We start from the raw sequence: 22,481 nt of genomic DNA on the forward strand, positions 1-22,481 counted from the left end.
ATGTGCCGGGTGACTCCAAAAAGTTGTCCGCGGACAACAATGCGAAGTTCTTGTCGAAACTAGGCTGAAAAATGCACTTGGTTAAGCGTTTGTAAATTGGTAACGAATCGGAGCATATTGTAACAGCGCAGTTTGAGGCGTAGTTTTCAAAAATGCGCAGTTCGAGGATTTTTCGAGATGGACACCAATCTTCTGGTTGAAGGTGCTGCTGAACACCTGCCAACGACACTTTCGGCGGACGCGAATGAGCTCGCTCATCAATTGCAGATACATCAACGAAAAATCTTTCCACCTGCTTCTCAAAAGACTATCCGAAGATTTTCGCCTGCAGAAGCAGCTAAATTGATTGGCATTAAGGAAGGCTATTTACGTCAGGTCGCCGCTGATGGGCATGGCCCCGAACCAAACGAGAACGGTAGGCGCACATATTCTGTCGAGGACATGGATCATATACGTCAGGTCTTGGACGAGAAAAATGGCACGCCAAAATATGTGCCGATCCGTCGGGGAGATGAAAAGCTTCAGGTTATCACTGTAATGAACTTCAAAGGTGGTTCCGGAAAAACCACCACATCTGCTCATTTGGCTCAGTTCTTGGCGTTGCGTGGATACCGCGTTTTAACAATTGACCTTGATCCACAAGCATCATTGTCAGCGATGTTCGGACATCAACCCGAACTAGATGTCGACGAGGGAGAAACGCTTTACGGTGCTATCCGTTATGAAGACCCTCGAGCCTTAAGCGAAATCATTCGATCCACATATACGCCAAACCTCCATATTGTTCCAGGCAATCTTGAATTGATGGAATTCGAGCATGAAACGCCCAAAGCAATGTCTGAAGGACGTTCAGCGTCCATGTTTTTCGCCCGAATAGGGGAGGTGCTGACAAGCGTTGAAAGCTATTACGACGTTGTAGTCATTGATTGCCCACCTCAGCTTGGCTTTCTAACGATGTCGGCCTTAAGTGCGGCCACAGGAGTATTGATCACCGTACATCCACAGATGTTGGACGTTATGTCTATGTCCCAATTTCTTTCTATGACAGCTGAATTGATGAGTGTTGTCGAAAAGGCCGGAGGGCGTACCAGCTATGATTGGATGCGTTACTTGGTTACTCGCTTCGAACCAAACGATGGACCACAAAGCCAGATGACCGGGTTTATGCGTTCAATATTTGGAAATCGCATGCTTCAACATGCGATGCTTAAATCTACTGCTATTTCTGATGCCGGTGTTACCAAGCAAACTTTGTATGAAGTCGAAAGAAGCCAATTTGTGCGCGGTACTTATGATCGCGCAATGGAATCTATGTCTCTCGTGAACCAGGAAATCGAAGACCTCTTAAACGTGACTTGGGGACGGAGGTAAGGGATGGCACGCAAAGACCTGATCAGTTTTTCGTCGGACGAGGATGGTGAAATCCAAGGGGATCCAAATAAATCGGATCGCCCACTGGCGGGCATCACGCCAAATAGACGGTCAAGTTCACCGGTTGGAGGCATCGCAAAAACTCTTGGCTCACTCTCAAGTCAGATGGACCGTGCTAGTGAATTAGAACGGCAACTGTTGGAAGGACAAAAGGTCGTTGAACTGGATCCCTCTCAAATAGACGATTCATTTGTTCGCGACCGTTTGGAAGCGGACCCGGAAGTCGAGAGGGACTTTGTTCAACAAATCGATGAGCACGGGCAATTAGTACCAATCCTTGTTCGTCCAAACCCGGCTCAAAAGGGTCGCATGCAGGTGGCATTCGGCCATCGTAGACTTCGGGCGGCCAGAAGCCTCAATCGAAAGGTCAAGGCTGTCGTTCGGGAGTTGAACGATGAGCAACTGGTCGTTCTTCAAGGGCAGGAAAACAGTGCCAGAACCAATCTTTCCTATATAGAACGTGCGTTGTTTGCAGCGCGATTGGAAGACCAAAAGTTCAAGCGGAATGTCATTATATCTGCGCTCAAAGTGGACAGAGCGGCTGTATCAAAAATGATCAAGCTGATCAGAGAATTGCCCGTCGAATTGATTGTTGCGATTGGCGCCGCTCCTGGTACAGGGCGACGAAAATGGATGGAACTTGCTGAGTTAGCAAAATTGGTTGATTGGAAGCCACTTCGAGAAATGTTGTCCGCGGACAACATCGCAGAGCTGACTTCGGACGAGCGTTTCGAATTCGTGCTTCGCAGCGCGAAGAAAGCAATAAAGCCGAAAAAACCAAAGATGGTGGTCCAACATGTTGAGCACGTACCGGTGACGATCAGATCGACCAAAAGCGGCACTACGTTCACCGTAAATGGAGCTAAAGCTCCAGGATTCGATGAGTTTTTGAAGGCTCAACTGAACAGTCTCTATGCGGATTACATGAAAGAGAGGGGGGAGTAAATGAGGCTCTAAACGAAAGAACCCGCCACAAGGGCGGGTCCAAACTTGAGATAAGCACGAGTGCCTATGCTCTATGTGTAGCAGCTAAAATCATAGAATCACTTGTAGCGCAACGCAAGTTCTGTCTTTGAGCAGAGCACGATTTCTTGCGTCTTTTTGCTTGTCTCGCATCTGAACACTCAGTGTCCGGTCGCGTTTATGCGCTTCCGGCAAAGGAGGACTTATGTCTTCGTCTCAGCAGATTGCGAGTTTTCGCAAGGTGTCTGCCGGGATCCTTGCGAGCGCGCATCTGGCGTCCCAGGAGGATCGGCCGAAGGTCACCAAAAAGGAAATCTCCCTGGTTCTGAAACGCGTCGCGCCGGCGCTTGGTATTGATGGCACGGCCTACCATGTCCTGGATATTCTCCTGGGCCTCGTCCAGGCGGACGACTTCCAGACAGGGAAACGGCCGGTGGTGGCGATCTCAAATCAACGGCTCGCCGAATACACACGGCGCACCACACGCACCGTCACCCGCTGCCTGAAGAAGCTCGTCGAAGCCGGAGTGCTTGCCTATCGGGACAGCCCGACTGGGCGCCGTTATATGTACCGCGGTTCAGACGGAGATTTCGCGCAGGCCTACGGGCTCGACTTCACGCCTGCATGCTTCAACTTGGAAGCCTTCAAGGCTCAGGCGGATGCGTTCCAGCGCCGGATTAAGGCAGAGCAGGAAGCCAAGCGGGCCGTCACGCGCTTTTCACGGGCGATCGCCGACGTGGTCGAATTGGAGCCTGCGGAGTTTCACGGCTTTGCAGCACGGGCCCATTCAGTTGTGAACCGGGATGAACTGACTGTCGTGGAAAAGGCGGGGATCCTGGAAACGATCTACACGGAAATTCTGGCTCTCCATGACGCCCACTCGTTGGAAATAAAGGATAAATTGTCATCCGCGGGTGACATTGATGTCAGCCCTTTATCTATTACAACCCAAACCGACTCTCTTAGAAGTAATTCTCAGCGGACTTGCTCTAACGAGCAAGACACTAAGTTTCCTTCTGACAACGGCTTCGCCGTTGAAATGGCTCTTGAAAAAGAGCCTTGCGGCGGTCGCTCGGAAACACAACGGCCGAAATCGCAAGCGGGCAGGGCAGGACCAAGCAAATTACCCGAAACCAACCTGGATGGCGTTTCCATAGGACTCATCCAGTCGGCATGTTCATCGGTACAGGCAGAAACCGGGATCAACTTGAACAGTTGGCCAGCCCTTTGTGGAGCTGCTGAACAGTTGCGCCTGCTGATCGGCCTAAGTCCAGCCGGATATCAGCTCGCTGTCGAGCGGCAAGGCAGATATCTGGCCGCGGCCTGCCTTGTGGTTGTCGCAGAGAAGGCGCTGCGGGATCCGGAGCACATTGCTTCGCCCGGCGGGTATTTCCGCGCCATGATTGACAGGGCAGGGGAGGGCAAACTCCACCTTCACAAGTCTCTGCATGGGCTGGTGTGAGGCGGTGGACGCGCGGACCGGGCGGCGAAAACTTGCGCTGACCACACGATAGACTTGGAAATCGATGAAGAAAATGCTATCTAGCTAGATAGCTAGCCAGTTAGTGAGGGCGAGATGATTTCTCTTCAAGATGCAAAGAACAGATTCAGCGCTGTGGTTGAAGCCGCAATGGCTGGCCGGCCTCAGGAAGTGTCCCGCAGAGGCAAACCAGCTGTCGTCGTTATTTCCTCGGAAGAGTATCGCCGGCTTCTCAGAGAAGCGAAGGGGCGGCGCGAGAGCTTTGCAGACCATGTCCTCAGCTTCCCGGGAGAGGGCATTGAGCGATCAAAGGTAACGCCCCGGGATGTCGAATTTTGATCTATGTTCTGGATACAAACGTGATTACTGCCGCAAGGCGTGCGGAAAGAGCGCCCAAGGTCGCTGCCTGGTTGTCGGATAAGCCGGAGGAAACGCTCTATGTGAGCGTTGTCACGCTTGGCGAAATTGAAAGAGGAATCCGGCTTCAGGAACGGCGGAATATGGATTTTGCCAAGCATCTTCGTCAGTGGTTGGACCGGACGGTTTCAATGTTTGGAGACCGGTTGTTGGAGTTTACCGCATCAGATGCCTTATGTTGGGGTGAGCTCTCCGCGAGAATTGGTCACAACGGCGCTGATCTGATGATTGCTGCTCAGGCTTTGACCCGTAACGGATGGGTCGTTACCGGGAACGCGTCTGATTTTGAACCGACAGGCGTGCAACTTGTCGATCCATTCGTTTGATTGGAAGTCTTGATTGCCAGATCCGCGTTCGGTGACGAAATCCGGGATAAGCTTTGCCGATCGCTCGCTTGCAAGGCCGGACCTTCGGTAGATGAACGGCAAACACGCTCGGCATTCGCCTTCGACAGCCAAAAATGCTATTATAGGTTAGAGAGTTAGGAACTTTTCCCGGTTCAGGCTCTCTATGGCGTCAGTTGCTAGGTCCGTAGTTTGGAGACTACCCCATGAACGTTCATTCCTCCCGTCCAGATCGTTCCCCGGAAGCCGTGGAACAGCGCCGCAGAGCCATTGAGCAAGCCACCGCAGCGAACAAACGGCAGGGCTATGTTCATGATCCGGTTCTGGAAAACGCCAACGCTCGCTATGTCGCCGGCGACATAACGATTGAAGAGCACCGCGCCGAGATGATGGCCCGCTTTCAAAAGTCCTGAATTCCCTTCAGAGAAGGTCCAGGCCGCCCCGGAATGGGCGGCTTATTTTTGTGAGGAATTCTGTTTGAGCAACGAACAAAAAGGCTCTTACACCTATCCGGACGTTCCAGGGGATCCGGAGCGCTCAGGCGTCCTGCGGAACAAGTTGAACCTCAGAACCCGAAGTGATCTGACGACCGCCGAATACGCGCTAACGACCTCGCGGATGGCAGAAGTCGTTCAAGGCCGTGGCCCCTCGGGCAACTTCGACGCTGCTCACTTAAAAGCCATACACCGCTTCATTTTTCAGGATGTCTACGAGTGGGCAGGGCATACCCGGAACGAATGCCCTGTCATTGATGGCGAGCGCGTTGAGCCGATCGGCGTCATATCGAAAGGCGGAACGTCCTTTTTGCACGGTTCCCGTCTGGAATTGGGCTTGAACGAAGCCTTGAAGCCGATTCAAGACCAGAGTGTCATGAAATCGGCCACCCCGGAAGAATTCGCCAGACGGGCGGCCCTGGCGCTGTCGGAGCTCAACTACGTTCACCCCTTTCGGGAAGGCAATGGCCGCGCCCAGGAAGCCTTCATTACGATGCTCGGTCAGCACTATGGCCGCGAGGTGGATTTATCCGTCATCACCAAGGCACGCATGATCGAGGCCTCCATCGAGACGACCCACGATCCGAAAAGCCCGTTGATGCAACATCTCCTCGAGGACTCCCTAAATCCCAATCGGCGGGAGGCCATCCGGGGCGCACTCTCGGATCTGGAACGGCTTGGAGAGAACCCGTTCGACTACAATGTACGCGCATCCCGTCCAGGCGAAACCCTGACCGGTCAAATCCTGGGACACAGCGACCGCGTTGCCAGCCTGTTGACCGAAAAGGGCATCGTCGCGCTGGACCGGGCGGACCTTCCTGTCAGGTTGCCGGCAGGCGATGCAGAAATCACGATCACGGTCCAATCGGATTTTTCCATTCTGGGCCAGCCGCCGGCACAGAATGCCGAACGTGTTCTTAGCTCCACCAAGGAGCGCCTTGAATCTCTCGTTTATGAAGCCGCCGGCGTCATGGTGCCGGAAAAGGTGCTCAGCCCCGAGGTGACGAGAGAGGAGCTGCAGGACCGGCTTGCGGTTTCAAAAGCTGCCATCAAATCGACCGAGAGCCTGGAGCGCCATCTCAAGGTCGTCTTCGCGGATCCTCAAAAGGTTATCAATCGGGTGAAAGACGCCGCAGAACTGGGCAAACTTGGCGATGCCTCGCTGGCTTATGAATTGAAGGACGGTCCCGAGAAATTCGGCAAACTCGCAGGGCGAGGCGGCATAACTTCCAGCCGCGAAGAGCGGCTTGCGCGCCGGAATGCCCTTGCCGGTACCGTGAACCTGCGTGCCATCGTGGAAACCCACATCAACGTGGTGCACGGGATCCGCAAGACGATGGCCCAGGAGCGCCGCGCCGTTGTCGACCAGGCGCGGGTTGAGGTCAGCGCGCCAAGCCAATCGCTGATGAAAGCCATTCAGGAAACCATGCCGTTGACCGAGGCGCACAAGGCCGAGCTCCGGCAGGTGATGGCCACGCTGGAAAAACGCTTCGGCACGGACTTGAGGGAGATCCGTGCGCACATGAAGCCTGAAAGGCATGCGGAGCTCTCCCAGAAACACGGCCTCGATCCCAAACAGATAGAGCGGGTGAAGAGCACCTTGAAAGTGCTGGACAAGGGGCAGGTTCGTGTTCGACAGGAAGCCCGCAAGCTGGAACAAGCGAAGTCGGCGGAGCGAGGCAAGGGCGGGCCAGTCCGCTAGCCAGGCGAAACAGATTGCGGAGAGGGCAGGGGGCCGGTCATCTTCCGGTTCCCATTGGAGCTATCCGAATATGCCGACGATTGGACAATACGGCCTTGAGCTCGTCCTCAACCTTGGGCGCAAAGAATTTCCCCGCCGGTTCCCGGCTCCTCGCTACCCAAATTCTTCCCGCCCTGCGGTCCTGCACTGGCGTTGCGGTCCCTTCGGGGTGCGGCCCGCGCTCTTGGCGGCCGTTCTTTTTGTCCATCGGCAATTCGAACAAAAGGAACCGGAAGATGACCGACAACCTCACCAACTACATCCAGTTCGCCGGTGACAAGCTCACAGGCAACATTGCAACTCTGGCCTTCGACGTCGATGTGACCGGCGAAGCCTTGCACAGCGACAACGAGAAAGCCCCCAAGTTCCGGCTCTATGCCAAGAGCCCAGCCGGCAAGCGCATCGATATCGGTGGCATCTGGGAGCGAAACAACGCCAACGGCGATCCGTACTTTTCGCTCACCATCAACACGGGCCACTCGAAGTTCTACGCGAACCTCGGCCGGTATCCGGATCAGGATGACGATGCACTTCAGGCCGTCATTCCGAATGACTATCTGAACAGCGATCGCCGGGGTTAATCCCCCGGCCTTCGGGCCGATGAAAGGCCCAATTGATCTCCGGGCTTCGCCCTGCGCGCTCCGCTTGCCGATGAGGCATCACCCAGCCGGGAGGTTTATGCTTCTTCTGTGAAAGCCCATCGTACTCCAACTCCTCACGAGTAAAGGATGAGCGGTTCCCCCAATTTTCACGCGGCCACGCTGCGCGCGTCCACGAGAAAATCGGCTCCCCCACTCACCGGCTCCGCCGGCCGCTGCGCGGTCCTTGACTCCCTCGTCGTGCAGAAGTGGGGACCTTTCGTCAGAAAAACGAAAGGACAAATCAATGATCAATCAAGTCAACACCATCGACGGCGGCAGTGCAGCTTACTGGGCCGAGCTCCGCGAGGCTTATCAAGTGATCGCCAGCGTGCAGTTTCGACTAGACGCTCTTAAAACGGAACCGCAGTACTGCGGATTTGTCGATGCTTACGGCGAACAGGAAGTCTTTGAAAACGTTGAACCGTGGGATCGTCTAGCCGCCGCTCAAGAGGCACTGAAGGCCAACCCGCGCGCCCTTGCCATTCTGGAGGCGTCAGGCCGGACAGCCGCATTTCTCGATATTGGCTTTTGAAACGTTCAATCGCGAGAGGGCGAAAGCCCTCTCGCAGTCTTCATCATGGTGACAGCCTGGCGCGCATCGAGCGCGCCAGACCGTCTTGGTAGGGTATCGCCGAACTTCTATCCCCAGGGACCTACCCCGATAGGACGTTTGATAATCCTGCTTTTCATCAGTTCTTCGCCTGGCTTGAGTTGCCAAACCGGGACGCGCCGACTTTCTCGGTCATGTCGTTCCGTCGGAAGAACATGGCCCGGCCGCAACGCAGTGGTTCGTTGCCGCTGGTGAAGATGATCTGTTCGTCGGATCGCATTTGCAGAACTTCATGCGGCTGGATGAGAGGACGCTGAGAGAGCTGGCGGGACCGGTTACGGGTGACATGACCACCGCGCGAGGAGCGGCTGACCTGTTCCACCTCGATTGTCGTCATGCCGCAGCGGTCGGAAATGTACCGGGCCGTGTCCGGATCGTTGATCGCGGAGAAGGAGACCCAGGACGCGGATTCGAACCACTTGGACGTGGCATCTTTCCCGCCGAAGGCTTCCCGCATCTGTCCGAGAGACTGAAATAGCATCAAGAGCGAGATGCAGTATTTGCGACCGGCATCACGGGCCGTCTCGATGATGCGCATGTAGCCGAGGCGCGCAGCCTCATCCAGCATGAAGAGCACCCGGCCGTTGACGTTGCCGTCCCGGTTATAGACAGCCTTCAAGAACGCACCGATGATCACACGGGCCATGCCGGGATGATTTTCCAGAGTGGACAGATCGATGTTGAGAAAGATCGTCGTCCGACCGTTGGTAATCGTATCCGTTCCAAACGTGTTGCCGGATACCAGCGCCGCATAGTTGTCATAGGAAAGCCAGTGCGTTTCCTTGGCCGCGGTCGCATAGACGCCCGAGAAGGTCTGAGGCGTCATGTTGATGAACGGACCGACAAGCTCTTTCACGAACTCGGTCGGAGCCGTGTCGTGGATGTCGGCCAGGAACTCTTTCAGGTTCTCCTCCGGTTTCGTCAGAATGCTCCGCACGGCGCGCAGCGACCGACTTCCCGTGGCGTTCTCTTGATCGGAAAAGACCACATGCGCGATTACGCTGGTAATGAGCTGTTCCGCATTGGTGCGGAAGAAGTCATCGGCGCCGGATGCAAGCCGCGGCTTTTCCGACATGAGCCAGGCCGCGACCGTCGCAATGTCCTCTTCGATTGACGAGCCGAACTGTCCGACCCAATCGAGGACATTGAAACCGACGTCAGATTCCTTTGGATCGAGACAGATAACCTTCTGTCCCATCGCGCTGCGGCTCTCAGATACCATCGGCGCTATCTCTGTCGATGGATCGAGGACGACCATCGAACCAGGATATTTAAGGCAGGTCGGAATGACTACCGATGTCGTCTTGTAGCCGCCCGATCCGGCAAAGACGATGCCGTGGGTTGATCCAAACCCCTGATCGAATGCAACGAGGGGAGCCTTGCCGCCTTTGCCCCAGGTCTCCTTATGGCGCGGATCGAAATTGACCTCCGTCACGCTATCCTTATCGACCCGGTAGCGCTCACCCAGGACAATTCCGCCTTGCTCCGGAAAGATCCTTGCAGCCATCGCGTTGTCCATCCAGTCGCTTTCGCCATGGATGGCCCGTCGGCCGGAAACGCGTTTCGGCCGATTGACGCCGAACGCCGTGTTTCCTTTCAGGCCGACCTTCAATCCGAACAGGCCGACGAAGAGCGCGCCGGTTGCACCACTGAGCGAATAGAGATCGGCATATTGCAGGATTGTCCCAGGCTGCACCTGAGACGAAAATGAATTCAGCCGCAGCACCTCATGGAGCGCCGCGATGGTGAACACCATCAGGCCGCCGATGAGTACGCCCACGCCAGCCCAGCTAACGTCGAGGCTGCCGCGCGCTGAAAAGAGAACAATGAGACCGAGGCCGGCAGCGACGAGGGAGGGGAGGGTGAGCCCGATCCTGCCGAGCATCATGTAGGCTTTTTGATTTGTGGCGAGCGCGGCCATCTTCGTCTCAATCCCGCTCAAGCCCCACACCGCCGCCAGCATGAGGGCTATCGGGATCAGCATCAACATTGCCCTTTTGACTGTCATCCTTGAACGCCGCCTTTCCGATCGCGCGCCATCTGTCGCGCTGATTTGTATCGCCAAGCTGTTTCGCGGCATCGGTGAGGATGCCGAGAAGGATGGCCTTGTCGGTTTCGCGAAGTCCGGCTTTGACGATGAGGCCGCCGAGCTGGATCTTCTCTCTTGCGTCTTTCTTGCGGTCCATGAACCGAGCCCGCTTTATCCGATTTTCGAGAGTTCGGAATTGCCCCTCAATTTTGCGGAGCCGGAGTGTGAGCTTGTGGAGTGGCCGGGTTTTGAAATCGGGCAGCAACATCTTTCAGAGCTTTGGAGAGCTCTGCCTCGTCAATGTCGAGATCGGCCAGGCCGCTCTCCATGACGAGCTTGGCAACGCGCTCGGACTGCTTCTTGAGCACTTCCTTTTTGCGCTGCTGCAGTTTCGCAATCTGTGCTTCGATGTCGTCGATCTGTTCGGAGGCGGTTTTGGCAGTGCGTGGAGCCATGAAATAATCCTCTTCAAGTGAATGGTTGCCGGTGCGGCATGGTTCGCTCTTAACGGGTCGGGGACTCCGTGTCGAGACGGGTTGCAGCGGGAGCCGTTCGTTCAACCCATGCGGAGTCCGCTCAGGTAAAAAGAGATGGGCCTATCGGTTTCGAAATGCGGGTTTTGAGGATCTGGTTTTCCAGCCCGAAGGGCCGCAGTCCGGTTTTGAGGAAAACCGGACGGAGCGGGCGGAGGCTTGAACGCGCTCCCCATCAAGCGCCGAAGAGAAAGCCGTAGCCTGTGGTAAACCAGATCCGGGCGGGAGGTCGGTTAGACAGTCAACCAATCCGGAAGAGGCAACGATTTTTGAAATTCGCTCTCTTTGGAAAAGCGCCAGTTGACGCCGAGCAGACCGGTGATGCGATCCGATATGAGATCCTGGAGACGGCCGTCATCAAGCATATTGACTTTCGCCTTTCTGACTACAAGTTCCCAATTGCGAACCAGCCTTAGATCAAGATCCCAAGTGATCGCAGATCGCCGTTGCCAGATCTTTTGAACGATACGGGAATAGGCGGCAGTCTGTTCGCCCGTCCAGCGGTTTGCCCAGGCAATGCGCTCCCACACTTCGTCAGACTGGCCGTGCGCATCAGCGCGACACGGATGAAACATCCGGTGACAAGCCTTGCATAAGGAAAGCAACGCTACGAGAGTTTGAACGCCGCGCGTATCCGATACAGCGTCGCGGCGTTTCGGAGTGTGATACTCCCACAGCTCATGACACTCGATTGATTGGGGCTTGTCACCGCAGACCTGACAACAGCCGCCGCTTCGCGCGGTAGCCTCAAGCCGCAACGCGTTCCAGCTCCCTTGCGTAAGGATGTTTGCGAGGGATGCGCCGAAGGAGGTTTCGGGGATCATGTCAATCATGAGTGGCTGGATTTCGCTTTTGGCGAAGAGCGGCAAGAAGAGATCCAGCTCGGCAGGGATCTTATCGACCTTCCTCAGATCGATGAGAGCGCTTTCATTCTCTACCTGCGCTCCCGCCTCCTGGGCGTCGGCTTGTTCCGTCGTCCGGATGGGCAGATTGATTTCCAGTGTTTCCGCTCCCCACGTGCCGGGAAAGAGCGCAATCGATCCATTCGGCAAAGGACGTTTGGTGAAATAGTGAAGCGGGAAGCTGTCAGGCAAATCGTCGTGGCTGACCTTAAAGCCCATCGCATTCTGAAGCCTGACCCTCTCCAGTGAAAAAGAGCGTGTTTCGGTCTTCAGTGTCGAGGCCGCCTTTGGGTTGGCTTCGACTTTTGGAGCTTGTCGTTCAGAGGTGGGGGCGGGTGGAGTGACCTGTGTTTGCGCTTTTCTGCGAATGAGCCAGCCAAACATGTTTGGAAATGCCTTTTTCAGAAAATGAGCTTCGCGACTTGAAACCGAAGAGATGGGCTTGCGCCCAGCCGCCGCATGGCGGCTGCTCATTAAGAGGACTGCTTTCAAGCAGAACTTACCAATGCGCACTTATAGGATTGTGGATACAATCCCGGTATGCTAAGCGTCAAGTGTCTTCGCAACTCTGTCGCGAAGTTTGACGCCAGGCCCTTGAAATGAATTTCAGAGGCTTGGCTGTTCGCTTCGCTCGCTTCAACCCGCCACCGTTCGCCCCCATCATCGCCGCCCGCAGGTTCAGCGCCCTCCATGGCCATCTATCATTTCCATGTTCAGGTGATCTCCCGGAGCGAAGGCCGGTCGAGTGTCGCGGCGGCGGCATACCGGCATCGTACCCAGATGACGGTATCGAACGATCTGGACCACAAGAAATTCAACTACGCCCATAAGGACGGCGATCTGGTTCATGAGGAACTGGCGCTGCCGGATCAGACGCCACAGTGGTTCCGGACACTGATCGACGGGCGGAGTGTCGCCGGCGCGAGCGAGGCTCTTTGGAATGCGGTCGAGGCGCATGAGACCCGCGCCAATGCGCAGCTTGCCCGCGAGATCGTGTTCGCGCTGCCGTCGGAATTGAGCCGCGAAGAGAACGTTGCCCTCGTCCAAGGCTATGTCCGCGAAGCCTTCACATCGAGAGGCATGATTGCGGATTGGGTCTATCACGACAAAGAAAACAATCCGCATGTCCATGTCATGCTGACGATGGCTCCTTTGACGGAGGCGGGGTTCGGGTCGAAGTGGGAAACGCTTCTCGATGCGAAAGGAGAACCGGTTCGGGCGGGAGGTCAGAAGAACGGCAAGATCCAGTACAAGGCATGGGCTGGCGACAAGGAAACGCTGAAACAGTGGCGGGAGCTTTGGGCCACGCATGCAAACAAGAGTTTGGAGCAAGCCGGCCAGGAAACGCGGATCGATCACCGCAGCTATGAGGCTCAGGGGATCGAGCTTCGCCCGACATCCAAGATCGGAGTTCAGGCTCGCAACATTGCCAAAGAAGCCAAAGCCCAAGGACGTGAAGCCGATCTGGAACGAGCGGTCTGGCATGCGGAAAGTTGCCTGGAGAACGTTCGGCGTATCAAACGCCGCCCGGAAATTGTCATTGATGCGATCACACGCGAGAAGAGCGTTTTCGATGAGCGGGACATTGCAAAATACCTTCATCGCTATGTGGACGATCCGGGTAAGTTCCAGGACCTGCTGGCGCGCGTTCTGAATTCCCCGGATGTCGTGAAGCTCGCCGTCGAAGCGGTTGATCCGGAAACCTGCGAAATGGAACCGGCGAAGCTCACCAGCCGGGAGATGATGCGGCTCGAATCGGAGATGGCGCGGCGGGCCGATCACCTTGTTTCCGCTTCCTCCCATGGCGTCGATGAGCGGTCTCGCGCCGCGGTCCTTTCCAAGATCCAGCAGCTTTCCGATGAACAGCGTGTTGCGATTGAGCGCATCACGGCCGATGAGCGAATGGCGTCCGTTGTCGGCCGGGCAGGGGCGGGCAAGACCACGATGATGAAAGCCGCCCGTCAGGTCTGGGAGTCGAACGGCTATCATGTCGCCGGCGCCGCCCTGGCGGGCAAGGCGGCCGAGGGGCTGGAGAAGGAAGCTGGAATCGCATCGCGCACCCTGGCGTCCTGGCAATTGTCGTGGGCGCGGGGTGAGGGGCTTCCGGATAGAAAGACCGTGTTTGTGATTGATGAGGCGGGCATGGTCGATAGTCGGCAGATGTGCGTCTTTGTCGAGACGATCGCGAAGGCCGGAGCCAAGCTCATTCTGATCGGGGACGCGGAGCAGCTGCAGCCGATCGAAGCCGGTGCCGCGTTTCGGTCCCTGACGGGCCGAACGGGCTACGCGGAACTTGGCACGATCTACCGTCAGCGCGAACAGTGGATGCGCGATGCGTCCATGGATCTTGCACGGGGCGATGTCGCCAAAGCGATCAACGCGTATCGCGCCAACGGTCACGTTGTCAGCATGCCGCTCAAGGATCAGGTCATCAAAGGCATGATCGATGACTGGTCGGCCGACTACGATCCCTCGAAGTCGATGCTGATGCTTGCCCATCTTCGAGCTGATGTTTTTGAGCTCAACAAGTTGGCACGCGCCACGCTCATTGAACGCGGTCTGATTGAGGAAGGGCACAAGTTCCGTACCGAGGACGGCGAACGGTTCTTTGCTGCTGGCGATCAGATCGTGTTCCTGAAGAACGACCGAGACCTAAACGTCAAGAACGGCATGATCGGCCGCGTGGTCGAAGCGGGTGAGGGGCGCATTGTTGCAGAGATCGGGGCTGTTGGTGGTAGTGGGGGATCGGATCAAACCCGGCGCGTCGAGGTCAACCAGAAGACCTATCGCAATGTCGATCACGGCTATGCGACGACGATCCACAAATCTCAAGGCGCGACCGTCGACAAGGTCAAGGTTCTGGCAACGCTTTCGCTGGACCGGCATCTGACCTATGTCGCGATGACCAGGCACCGGGAAGACGTGAAGCTCTATCACGGAGCGTTGTCGTTTGCGAAGAATGGCGGCCTGGTCGAGGTTCTTTCCAAGAAAGGTGCCAAGGATACGACGCTCGATTATGCGGGCTCGGAACTCTATGCCCAGGCGCTCAGCTACGCGGGCAGTCGGGGTCTCTACGGACTTCGGGTTGCGAAGGCCATGGTGCAGAACCAGCGCCGTTGGTTTGGCGAGCAAAGGGCGAAGCTCTTGGCGCTCGGCGAGCGGCTTGCCGTGCTCGGCGCAAAGCTTGGCATTGGTTCACGCGGTCTTGCCACAAACGCACTTACCGTCCAAACAGAGCCACGCGAACAGGCGGCCCCGCTGCAGCCCTGGATCAAAGGCGTTGAGGAATGGGCACTATCCGTCACTGAGACTGTGGAGGCCAAATTGCAGTCCGATGCAACGTTGACAGCCCATTGGGTTGAAATCCAGAACCGCGCCCGTCTCGTCTATGAGCAGCCGGACGAGGCCGTAAAGTCGATGCGGATCGATGACATCGTGAAATCGAGTGGCGCTGAGCAGGTGTCCGCCCGCGATAAGCTCGCTGAAGAATTGGCGAATGCGCCCGAACAGTTCGGATCGCTACGCGGCAAGACGGGAATGCTTGCGGGCAAGTCCGCTCGCGAAGCTCGCGAGCAGGCGTTGAACAACGTTCCGCAGCTCAGCGACGATGTGAAAAACTACATCCGTCTCAGGGCCGAGATCGGAGACTTGCGCACGGTGGAGTTGGAACGGGAGCGGGATCTGTCGCGCGTCGATGTGCCGGCGCTGTCGCCGGCGGCCGATGGCGTCTTGTCGCGGATCCGCGATGCCATCGACCGCAACGACCTGAATGCGGGCCTGTCCTTCCTTCTGGCGGACAAGATGGTCGAGGCCGAGCTCGGTGAAGTCGCCGCGAAGCTGGACCAGAGGTTCGGCGAGAGAACGTTCATGGCCGGTCTCAAACCGGAGGGGCCTGCCTTTGAAAAGGCCGCCGCCCGGGTTGCCGATGAAGATCGGAGCAAGCTTGCGGATGCATGGCCGAAGTTCAACGCGCTGCAGAAAGTCGATGCAAAGAAGCGTTCCCAGGAGAAAGCTCAAGCGCAGGTGTTGAAAAAGGAACAGGTCAAAGATCAGGGCATGACCCGGTGATAGAGAAGGCGCGGCGACGGGGCAAGCGGAAAGCCTTGGCAATCCTGTCGCTGGCCGGATTAGCGATTGGCGGCATTGCCGCCGCCGGTTTTCTCGGCGGCTACCGGATCAACACCACACCGAGTTTCCCACTCGGACTTTGGCGGATCGAGGAACTGTCCAGGGAAGCTCGCCGGGGGGACACCTTGTTCATCTGTCCGCCGGCGAATTCGCCGGCGATCGAACTGGCGCGCGATCGGCTCTATCTTCCTGCAGGTTTGTGCAACGGCGGCATGGCACCGCTCATCAAAACCGTTGTGGCCTTGCCGGGACAGACCGTCACCATCGAGGGCAATCAGGTTGCCGTCGATGGCGAGCTCCTGGCGCATTCTTCCATCCAGGCGAAGGACGAGCAGGGGCGTCCATTGACCGCCTATGCCGGGGGTATCGTTCCGGCGGGCGATATCTTTGTTCATTCCGATTACGTGGCTTCTTATGATTCAAGATATTTTGGCCCCATCCCGGCGAGCGGCATTCTCGGCCTGGCGCGAGAAGTGCTCACCTTCCAGCCCTAAATTCGCGCGGGGTCTGCTTTGCGTCCTGGGAGGCATTGCGACCGGCACAATCGGCTGGTCCGGCAACGTGCTTCTGCTGCCGGCCGGAATGCTGTTTCCGGCTTTCTGGGCCTATTCTCCGTCCCGATCCGTGGCGGCGCTGGTGGCAGCGGCGCACTTCCTCGGAGCCTCACGAGGCTTGCCGCAGGGCGCGTCCATATTCTTCGGATCCCAATATGCTATCGGAATCGGCCTTTGGTTCGCAGCGTCTCTCGTCTTTGTCGCCGTCTATTCCGCGCTGTGGTCGGGCCGATCCGGTTGGCCGCGAATGCTGCGGTATCTAATCGCAAGCGTTCTGATGAGCTTGCCACCCTTCGGAATCATGGGTTGGGCCAGCCCGATCACTGCGGCCGGCGTGCTCTTTCCGGGATGGAGCTGGTTCGGACTGGCAGCGACCGCGATCCTGTTGCTCATGATGACCACAAGCCTTTGGAGGATCGCGGTCCCGATTGTCGCCGGATGTGCTGCTTGGTCCGCCGCATTCTGGACGGACCCGAACGTAATTGAGGGTTGGACCGGCATCAACACCACTTTCCGCTATGAAGGGGCTGGACAGCACGCCGGTTATGAGCAGCAGCAGGAAACAATCGCCATGGTTCGCAAGGCGGCCGGGCAGGGGGCTAAGGTAGCGGTCCTGCCCGAGAGCGCTTTAGGACTATGGACTCCGACGACGGAACGGCTCTGGACAGATGCTTTGTCGGATCTGTCAGTGACCGTGATCGGGGGCGCCGCGGCCATTCAAAAGAGCGGCTATGACACGGTGATGGTGGAGATCGCGAAGTCGGACACGCGGATCCTCTATCGCGAACGCATGCCGGTCCCGGTTTCCATGTGGCAGCCTTGGCGCCGGCTCACAGGAGACGGCGGCGGAGCCAACGCCTACATATTCTACAATCCAGTTATGCCTGTCGCGGGCTATCGCGCAGCGCCGTTGATCTGCTACGAGCAGTTGATTATCTGGCCTGTCCTGCAATCCATGGCTTTGAACGCCGATATCATCGTGGCGATCGCCAACGGCTGGTGGACCGGCGGAAGCAACATTACCGCTATTCAGCGTGCCAGCGTCACAGCCTGGGCAAAGCTGTTCGATGTTCCGCTGGTGATCGCATTCAACGAGTGAAGCCATGATAGATGCCGCCCTGATAGAACAGTGTGCCGACCCTTCCTTGACCCCTGCCATCGTTGAAGAGTTCATTGCGGCGGCAGGATCAGAAGATCCGTTGAACGTGACCGTTCGTGCCGGATCGAAGACGTTTCTGGTGCCGAAGGTCAAATCACCCGAAGAAGCGATGAAGCTGGTTCAGGATCACCTCGGCAAAGCCGTCGTGCGCGTCGGGCTCACGCAATACCCCGTTGGAATTGGCGTCACCGACAAGTCCCAGGTCACCGCGGATGTGTTCGACACCTGCAACAACATCAAAATCGGGACCGCGCTGTTCGCCCGCGTCTATCGGGTCGTGACGAAGTGGTACGGCACGCCGGTTCAAGAGGCGTTCGAAGATGCCATCGAGGCATACCAGACCGGGTATTTCGACGGTGAGTATGTGTTCACGGCAAAAGACCCAGGAGAGAGCGTTGATCTGGCTGCTCCGGACCCGGCCGCCTCAGTGGAGGGAGCGCCGGCGCCAGAGGCTGACAATGCGAGTCCGGACCCCAGGAATGAACTCCGGCAACAGCTATGGGCGCAGGATCCAAACAAGGCGGACATTGGCGTTGATCTGTCCGGAATAGGGGACTTCAACAGAGAATGACCAGCCACATCGTTGTTGCCGTGTATCTCTGTGCTGCGACATGCCAGCCACAGCAATTGCGCGTTTGGGACGGTGACAGTTTCCTGATCGGCATGAAGCACGGCTCGGAGCGTGTGCGGGTTCTCGGCCTGGATACCGCCGAGATCGACGGAAAATGTTCCTATGAAATCCAGATGGCAAAGAAGGCCAAGCGCCGGCTCGCCGAGTTGGCGAACGGACAACGCATTCAGATCCTCCGAAATGGCAAGGACAAGTATGGCCGCACCCTCGCAAGGGTCTTGGTCAACGGCAACGACGTAAGCCAAATTCTCATCAACGAGGGGCTTGCCCGGCCGTGGCACGGACATCGCGAGCCGTGGTGCTAATCTTTCGGCTTCTTGATCCGTCGAAGAAACTCCATCGGATCCACGTTGAGCGCCAATGAAATCTGATAGATTGTAATAACGGTTGGGTTCCGTTTTCCGCGTTCCAGGCTGCTCAGATATTGCTGGCTGATGCCACTGATCGCCGCAATTTCCTTTTGCGTCATATTCCGCTCATCTCTTAGGCGGGTGAGATTTTTTCCGACGAGGCGGCGCATGTCCATGCGCTTTTGATTGGCAGCTTACAAAATTAGAGTTTATCAACTTCTCTATTCGTCAAACATGGGGATTGACGGGCGACCGTATTAAGAGACTTTTGCGCCTGCGTCGCCATTATTCACGTCATCATGTCGGCTTTCCGCAAATCTGTTTATTAAATGGCCTAGTTTTCAAGTTTCGTGCGAAATGTATTTGAACAACTTCGTCACGAATATACATAGATGGCAAACGAAATGTTTTTGATATTTTCAGCCACCGCTCCTATACTTATCCGCTAGTTGATTCACGTCTATTCGATGGTGAAATTGACCCGAGACGTTCACATCTCGACCCACAAATGACGAAGCTCAATTCTGTTTAGGTTGAGTTCTCGTTCGTGTTCGGATGATAGGACGGCGATACGCAGATTGGTGTCGTGGCTGACTAGATTCAGACGATCATCAAGACTCCAACCGGAAATACCAACACGAGATAGGGCGCGAATCCAGAAATCGAGTCGGTTGATCCAAGACACTATGCCGCCCGTCTGCACATAAGCGATCATGACTGCCTGTTCGTGCGCCGCGCCGTGCAATCCCGCCTTGAAGCGCTGTACGCCACCAGTGCTGCCGTTCGCAACGCGCAAATACTCACGCTTGTCTCGGTTCTTGCCCTTTGGTGTGGGAAGTCGTTTGCATTCAATTGGAAGAAGCGTATCAAAATCGTCATGCCGGCGTCCTTCAATCCAGATGACCTCTCCCGCTGGCGCTGCAACGAGATCAATTCGGCGCGAAAGCTTCGTTTCGTCGGGCTCTTCGATGCGGAACTGGAGAACGTCCCAGCCGGGAGATTTTCGGGTGGTGCCGTTAAGGTGAGCGCAGAGTTGCGAGGTTAGTTGTGTTTCAGAATCCGCAGTTGGTCGACCACCACGATCCCGCCAGCTCGGCAATTCTTCCAGAATGAAAGTTATCAGTTGATGAAGCCAAGTCTTCGGACGATGTAGGTCGGGTGATAACCCCCCACTCTGAACATTAACTCCGTCAGAATCCGCCAGCATTCAAAATCCTTGCGCCCGAAGATCGGCCAATACGTCGTCGCTATCGCGCAATGCCACCGAACGTAGCCAGTAACGAAGACGATCCGGCTTCAGAAGGAAAATAAAATGCCCGTCATATATTCTTGCGATGCGTGTAATGGAAACCGACGTGCCCTTTTGTTCCCTTAGTAGAACATCAATCTTGTCGTGCAGCGTATCTTCGCCGTCCCAATCGATCACCCCAGTCCCAAACACGAAGGGCTGGCAGACGATTCCTGACCAGCGCCGCGGTGTCAGCGATATCAGCGGCTTTTCTTGATAAACTGTGTTGATCTGCTTGCAGAACAAACGTGCGAAGTCGTCAAGTACCTGGCAGGCATCCTCGCGTAAAAGACAAGACTCGTTGCCCTTGCGAACGAATTCTCGATACTGGTGGACGATATCCTCGGCAACAATTCGCTCATTGTCGCTGAGGTCGAGATCGCCATCCTCAGGAAATGGCAAAGCAAGCACATCAGCTCCGGCAATATTAGTCGCCTTCTGGGTGAAGAGCTTCGTGCTGATCCCAGCTGCATAGGCGCGCAACGCGATCGACTCAGTTTTGAGCCAGCGTGCAACTACCTCTAGATCGTCGCGGCCAGCCTTGGCGAATCCGACGATCTGGTTCTTAAAGGTGAGATACTCTTCAGACCAAATCGCATTTGGCAAATCTTCATGTTCGCGGACCAAGAGCATAGGCGGAGTGAAGAGTTCGGCCGAGCGAGGGCCCTCAATCGGCTTGTCTGGCACTACAGTGATTTGGCTTTTGTCGATGCCGGTCACGGAAAGAGCGGTCGAGGGCAGAAGTGGCTTGCCGATCAGGTGATCAGAGGGCCGGGATACACCCTTCTGGCCCTCAACGAACCCCTCGCGAACATGCCACCCTCGTTCAGCGGCATGCTGCTTAAGCGTACGATATTGCTTGAGCCTTTTGACGAGGCTGTAAGCGCGCGCCCCGCCCAAGAGACCCGAACGCCAAATTTCAGGTCCGGGTTCCGCGAGAACGTCACTGCGCGGTAGCCAATGCAAATCATAATAATCGATATCGAAACCTTGTTCGGCATCGGCACGACCAGCGCGACGAAAAACAGCGTGCAAGATTCTGCGGTTATTGGGTGGTTCAGCCGCATCCGCAACGACGGCGACAATTTTAGTGTCTGCGCCACCTTTGCTAAACAATCCACGAATCGACACAAAATCGAGGATTTCGCGCACATCCCAACGTGAAAAAAAGGCAGTGCGAACAGGTGCGGAGCTGGCGTTGTAGATCAGGTTATACTGTTGAAGCATGGAGAGCGTACCCCCAGGAACGAGAAGTTCCATGGCTTCATGCAAGAACAGGTACGCAATCTGCTTGTCTGCCCCAGTACCGATAGCTTCTGTGAAGCGCTGATAGCTTCGGATTGCACCTTGCGTCTTGAGGGCGGATACGAAGGGTGGATTACCAACAACGACGCCGATAGGGCCAACAATGCGTTTTTTCTCCTTTGCTTCAAAAAAGCAGGATTCTATTAGTGTACGGTCGTTTAGCTTTGGGAAAAGCTGAACACTTGCGCGGATATCTTCAGGCTCCAGCGCGTCGCATAGCGCCAGGCACAAGCTGAATGCTGCTAGCTCGATCGCGCCACCTTCGACATCAACCCCGCGAAGGCGTTCGACTAATGCGCGTAACACATGGACACCAGGTTTAGCCCAGCCGTTTCGGCTTCTCCAGTGCAGCACGAGGCGCTTGTAAGCCTCGACCAAGAAAATACCAGAGCCACATGCAGGATCGAGGATGAGTTCGTCTCGGTCGATCACCCGGTCAAGTCGTTGCCAGCTCAATGCCTCATCAAGCATGAGGCGGACAAGCGAAGGAGGTGTATAGACGGAGCTATCGGTGTCGGAAACGAATAGCTGATAGATATGGCTGATAACCTCGACGGGTAAATCGCGGAAAGAGTAGAGCGCCCAGAGGTTGAGCTGCCCTCCTGCTTCAACCCGCGCCTCTATCAGCGTGCTGAAACCTTGAAGTTCCGTGCTGTTCTCAAGTGCGGCGCGGTCCTCGTCGTGAATTCTGAAAATGTGGCCGTTGAAGCGCATTTCAAGAGATCGAAGAAGTTGTACAAGCGCAGGACCGTCCTCAAGAACATGAAAAAATCTCGTGGCACCTTCAGTAAATTGCCCGAAAAAGTCGGCTGGGAGAACGCCGCGTTCTTCCAGATAAGCAATGAGGAGTGAAAGGATAAGAAGGCGGCGTCGAAGCCCTGCGTTCAGTAGACCACTACTCTTCAGTCTAGAATGGAGGCCACTAACGGCATCGACAAGCAGGCGATGTGCCGATTTCGACGCGGATAGAAGTAGCTTGCAAGCTGCTGGATCATCCCAAAGCGTGCTGTTTCGCAGTCTTTCTGCGTCCCACCAAGCTTCTTTTGCAACTATACGTGAAGCGAGTCCCAGTGTTTTAACTGGTTTGCAGACTAGATCTCCCGAAGCCGAAATGAAATCGGCCTTGTGGGCGCATCGGAAGAGCTGCACCAGGCCTGGTATCCGCCGATAAAGGAGTGGAACGCCGCCCCAACTCCAGATTCGTTTGTGCAACTCCGCAAACGCCGGATTATTAGCAGGCCCATCATCGACGAATAAGAACGCTTGCGGTGCCCCCGGCCTGCCTTGTTTCCCCGCTTCGAAAAACACCGCGTAGGCGCCATATGAGGCGGCCTTCTCCATGGTCACAACTTCTTCGGGCGGACGGCCATCAGGCAAATATCCTGCGACCCGAACTAGACCATCAATCTGGACACTGCTGACATCCAGATGCTCAATCCAAGCCGTTTTCGCGCCGCTGACGGACATACTATATTCCGCTT

At 56.2% G+C, this 22,481-nt stretch carries 21 protein-coding genes and 1 pseudogene; 15 read left to right on the forward strand and 7 right to left on the reverse strand.

The window, feature by feature from the left end; genetic code table 11:
- Nucleotides 1-177 precede the first annotated feature (177 nt).
- The 10 genes and pseudogenes from repA (at nt 178) to J7447_RS30430 (ending at nt 8,043) form a co-directional block, all read left to right on the forward strand.
- The gene (repA, locus tag J7447_RS30390) at nt 178-1,371 is read left to right on the forward strand and encodes a plasmid partitioning protein RepA (protein WP_088665297.1); all 1,194 of its coding nucleotides are present in this window, start codon (nt 178-180) and stop codon (nt 1,369-1,371) included.
- Between the two features lie 3 nt (nt 1,372-1,374).
- Nucleotides 1,375-2,376 (forward strand): plasmid partitioning protein RepB, encoded by a 1,002-nt coding sequence (gene repB, locus J7447_RS30395; RefSeq protein WP_152508057.1) that lies wholly within the window; start codon nt 1,375-1,377, stop codon nt 2,374-2,376.
- A gap of 223 nt (nt 2,377-2,599) precedes the next feature.
- A complete protein-coding gene (repC, locus tag J7447_RS30400) occupies nt 2,600-3,856 on the forward strand; it encodes a plasmid replication protein RepC (RefSeq protein WP_062492133.1) in 1,257 nt (418 codons plus the stop codon).
- A gap of 114 nt (nt 3,857-3,970) precedes the next feature.
- Nucleotides 3,971-4,213, forward strand: coding sequence for a type II toxin-antitoxin system Phd/YefM family antitoxin (locus J7447_RS30405; RefSeq protein WP_082809967.1), 243 nt, complete (start codon nt 3,971-3,973; stop codon nt 4,211-4,213).
- Nucleotides 4,210-4,617: a type II toxin-antitoxin system VapC family toxin gene (locus tag J7447_RS30410; protein WP_062492135.1), complete on the forward strand. Its 408-nt coding sequence runs from the start codon at nt 4,210-4,212 to the stop codon at nt 4,615-4,617. Before J7447_RS30405 ends, J7447_RS30410 begins: the two co-directional genes overlap by 4 nt.
- A gap of 224 nt (nt 4,618-4,841) precedes the next feature.
- Nucleotides 4,842-5,048: an antitoxin VbhA family protein gene (locus tag J7447_RS30415; RefSeq protein WP_062492137.1), complete on the forward strand. Its 207-nt coding sequence runs from the start codon at nt 4,842-4,844 to the stop codon at nt 5,046-5,048.
- A gap of 64 nt (nt 5,049-5,112) precedes the next feature.
- Nucleotides 5,113-6,003: pseudogene (locus J7447_RS31455) on the forward strand (Fic family protein); the annotation flags it as partial.
- Nucleotides 6,004-6,099: 96 nt separating this feature from the next.
- A complete protein-coding gene (locus J7447_RS31460; RefSeq protein ID WP_228148177.1) occupies nt 6,100-6,831 on the forward strand; it encodes a BID domain-containing protein in 732 nt (243 codons plus the stop codon).
- Nucleotides 6,832-7,106: 275 nt separating this feature from the next.
- Nucleotides 7,107-7,451: a DUF736 family protein gene (locus J7447_RS30425; protein ID WP_062492226.1), complete on the forward strand. Its 345-nt coding sequence runs from the start codon at nt 7,107-7,109 to the stop codon at nt 7,449-7,451.
- Between the two features lie 304 nt (nt 7,452-7,755).
- Nucleotides 7,756-8,043 carry a hypothetical protein gene (locus J7447_RS30430; RefSeq protein ID WP_062492139.1) on the forward strand — a complete coding sequence of 96 codons (288 nt, stop codon included), beginning with the start codon at nt 7,756-7,758 and terminating at the stop codon, nt 8,041-8,043.
- Nucleotides 8,044-8,200: 157 nt separating this feature from the next.
- On the opposite strand, the gene traG is transcribed toward J7447_RS30430, so the two are convergent.
- The 4 genes from traG to J7447_RS30450 form a co-directional block, all read right to left on the reverse strand.
- Complete coding sequence (gene traG / locus J7447_RS30435) at nt 8,201-10,105, reverse strand: Ti-type conjugative transfer system protein TraG (protein ID WP_265733584.1); 1,905 nt, start codon at nt 10,103-10,105, stop codon at nt 8,201-8,203.
- On the reverse strand, nt 10,050-10,307 hold the full coding sequence (gene traD / locus J7447_RS30440; protein WP_062492143.1) for a conjugal transfer protein TraD: 258 nt from the start codon (nt 10,305-10,307) through the stop codon (nt 10,050-10,052). The genes traG and traD overlap by 56 nt, the downstream gene beginning before the upstream one ends.
- A gap of 46 nt (nt 10,308-10,353) precedes the next feature.
- On the reverse strand, nt 10,354-10,605 hold the full coding sequence (locus J7447_RS30445) for a TraC family protein (RefSeq protein ID WP_062492145.1): 252 nt from the start codon (nt 10,603-10,605) through the stop codon (nt 10,354-10,356).
- A gap of 311 nt (nt 10,606-10,916) precedes the next feature.
- Nucleotides 10,917-12,059, reverse strand: a complete 1,143-nt coding sequence (locus J7447_RS30450) for a hypothetical protein (RefSeq protein ID WP_152508066.1) — start codon at nt 12,057-12,059, stop codon at nt 10,917-10,919.
- Between the two features lie 216 nt (nt 12,060-12,275).
- On the opposite strand from J7447_RS30450, the gene traA reads away from it, so the two are divergent.
- From traA to J7447_RS30475, 5 genes are read left to right on the forward strand one after another with little or no spacing between them, the layout of a single operon-like run.
- Nucleotides 12,276-15,653: a Ti-type conjugative transfer relaxase TraA gene (traA, locus tag J7447_RS30455; protein ID WP_152508012.1), complete on the forward strand. Its 3,378-nt coding sequence runs from the start codon at nt 12,276-12,278 to the stop codon at nt 15,651-15,653.
- Nucleotides 15,653-16,207: a conjugative transfer signal peptidase TraF gene (gene traF, locus J7447_RS30460; protein WP_077294863.1), complete on the forward strand. Its 555-nt coding sequence runs from the start codon at nt 15,653-15,655 to the stop codon at nt 16,205-16,207. The genes traA and traF overlap by 1 nt, the downstream gene beginning before the upstream one ends.
- Entirely contained in the window at nt 16,128-17,366 is a 1,239-nt protein-coding gene (locus J7447_RS30465; RefSeq protein ID WP_077294757.1) for a conjugal transfer protein TraB, read from the forward strand. Before traF ends, J7447_RS30465 begins: the two co-directional genes overlap by 80 nt.
- A gap of 4 nt (nt 17,367-17,370) precedes the next feature.
- Nucleotides 17,371-17,997, forward strand: a complete 627-nt coding sequence (locus J7447_RS30470) for a TraH family protein (RefSeq protein WP_062492152.1) — start codon at nt 17,371-17,373, stop codon at nt 17,995-17,997.
- Entirely contained in the window at nt 17,994-18,362 is a 369-nt protein-coding gene (locus J7447_RS30475) for a thermonuclease family protein (RefSeq protein ID WP_062492154.1), read from the forward strand. The genes J7447_RS30470 and J7447_RS30475 overlap by 4 nt, the downstream gene beginning before the upstream one ends.
- Here J7447_RS30475 and J7447_RS30480 read toward each other — a convergent pair.
- From J7447_RS30480 to J7447_RS30490, 3 genes are all read right to left on the reverse strand, one after another.
- On the reverse strand, nt 18,359-18,583 hold the full coding sequence (locus J7447_RS30480) for a helix-turn-helix transcriptional regulator (RefSeq protein ID WP_062492156.1): 225 nt from the start codon (nt 18,581-18,583) through the stop codon (nt 18,359-18,361). The two genes, J7447_RS30475 and J7447_RS30480, sit on opposite strands and share 4 nt — an antisense overlap.
- 314 nt (nt 18,584-18,897) lie before the next feature.
- Complete coding sequence (locus J7447_RS30485; protein WP_152508014.1) at nt 18,898-19,614, reverse strand: hypothetical protein; 717 nt, start codon at nt 19,612-19,614, stop codon at nt 18,898-18,900.
- Complete coding sequence (locus J7447_RS30490; RefSeq protein WP_209171745.1) at nt 19,615-22,467, reverse strand: N-6 DNA methylase; 2,853 nt, start codon at nt 22,465-22,467, stop codon at nt 19,615-19,617.
- Between the last annotated feature and the right edge of the window lie 14 nt (nt 22,468-22,481).

This window comes from Labrenzia sp. R5_0 (assembly GCF_017743835.1).
GTDB classification, from domain to species: domain Bacteria; phylum Pseudomonadota; class Alphaproteobacteria; order Rhizobiales; family Stappiaceae; genus Roseibium; species Roseibium algicola.

What these genes read in the sequence shown, in the direction of transcription:
- repA (WP_088665297.1), top strand. Translation starts at nt 178, where the DNA reads ATGGACACCAATCTTCTGGTTGAAGGTGCTGCTGAACACCTGCCAACG.
- repB (WP_152508057.1), top strand. Translation starts at nt 1,375, where the DNA reads ATGGCACGCAAAGACCTGATCAGTTTTTCGTCGGACGAGGATGGTGAA.
- repC (WP_062492133.1), top strand. Translation starts at nt 2,600, where the DNA reads ATGTCTTCGTCTCAGCAGATTGCGAGTTTTCGCAAGGTGTCTGCCGGG.
- J7447_RS30405 (WP_082809967.1), top strand. Translation starts at nt 3,971, where the DNA reads ATGATTTCTCTTCAAGATGCAAAGAACAGATTCAGCGCTGTGGTTGAA.
- J7447_RS30415 (WP_062492137.1), top strand. Translation starts at nt 4,842, where the DNA reads ATGAACGTTCATTCCTCCCGTCCAGATCGTTCCCCGGAAGCCGTGGAA.
- J7447_RS31460 (WP_228148177.1), top strand. Translation starts at nt 6,100, where the DNA reads ATGGTGCCGGAAAAGGTGCTCAGCCCCGAGGTGACGAGAGAGGAGCTG.
- J7447_RS30425 (WP_062492226.1), top strand. Translation starts at nt 7,107, where the DNA reads ATGACCGACAACCTCACCAACTACATCCAGTTCGCCGGTGACAAGCTC.
- J7447_RS30430 (WP_062492139.1), top strand. Translation starts at nt 7,756, where the DNA reads ATGATCAATCAAGTCAACACCATCGACGGCGGCAGTGCAGCTTACTGG.
- traG (WP_265733584.1), bottom strand. Translation starts at nt 10,105, where the DNA reads ATGCTGATCCCGATAGCCCTCATGCTGGCGGCGGTGTGGGGCTTGAGC.
- traD (WP_062492143.1), bottom strand. Translation starts at nt 10,307, where the DNA reads ATGGACCGCAAGAAAGACGCAAGAGAGAAGATCCAGCTCGGCGGCCTC.
- J7447_RS30445 (WP_062492145.1), bottom strand. Translation starts at nt 10,605, where the DNA reads ATGGCTCCACGCACTGCCAAAACCGCCTCCGAACAGATCGACGACATC.
- J7447_RS30450 (WP_152508066.1), bottom strand. Translation starts at nt 12,059, where the DNA reads ATGAGCAGCCGCCATGCGGCGGCTGGGCGCAAGCCCATCTCTTCGGTT.
- traA (WP_152508012.1), top strand. Translation starts at nt 12,276, where the DNA reads ATGGCCATCTATCATTTCCATGTTCAGGTGATCTCCCGGAGCGAAGGC.
- J7447_RS30465 (WP_077294757.1), top strand. Translation starts at nt 16,128, where the DNA reads ATGATTCAAGATATTTTGGCCCCATCCCGGCGAGCGGCATTCTCGGCC.
- J7447_RS30470 (WP_062492152.1), top strand. Translation starts at nt 17,371, where the DNA reads ATGATAGATGCCGCCCTGATAGAACAGTGTGCCGACCCTTCCTTGACC.
- J7447_RS30475 (WP_062492154.1), top strand. Translation starts at nt 17,994, where the DNA reads ATGACCAGCCACATCGTTGTTGCCGTGTATCTCTGTGCTGCGACATGC.
- J7447_RS30480 (WP_062492156.1), bottom strand. Translation starts at nt 18,583, where the DNA reads ATGGACATGCGCCGCCTCGTCGGAAAAAATCTCACCCGCCTAAGAGAT.
- J7447_RS30485 (WP_152508014.1), bottom strand. Translation starts at nt 19,614, where the DNA reads ATGCTGGCGGATTCTGACGGAGTTAATGTTCAGAGTGGGGGGTTATCA.
- J7447_RS30490 (WP_209171745.1), bottom strand. Translation starts at nt 22,467, where the DNA reads ATGTCCGTCAGCGGCGCGAAAACGGCTTGGATTGAGCATCTGGATGTC.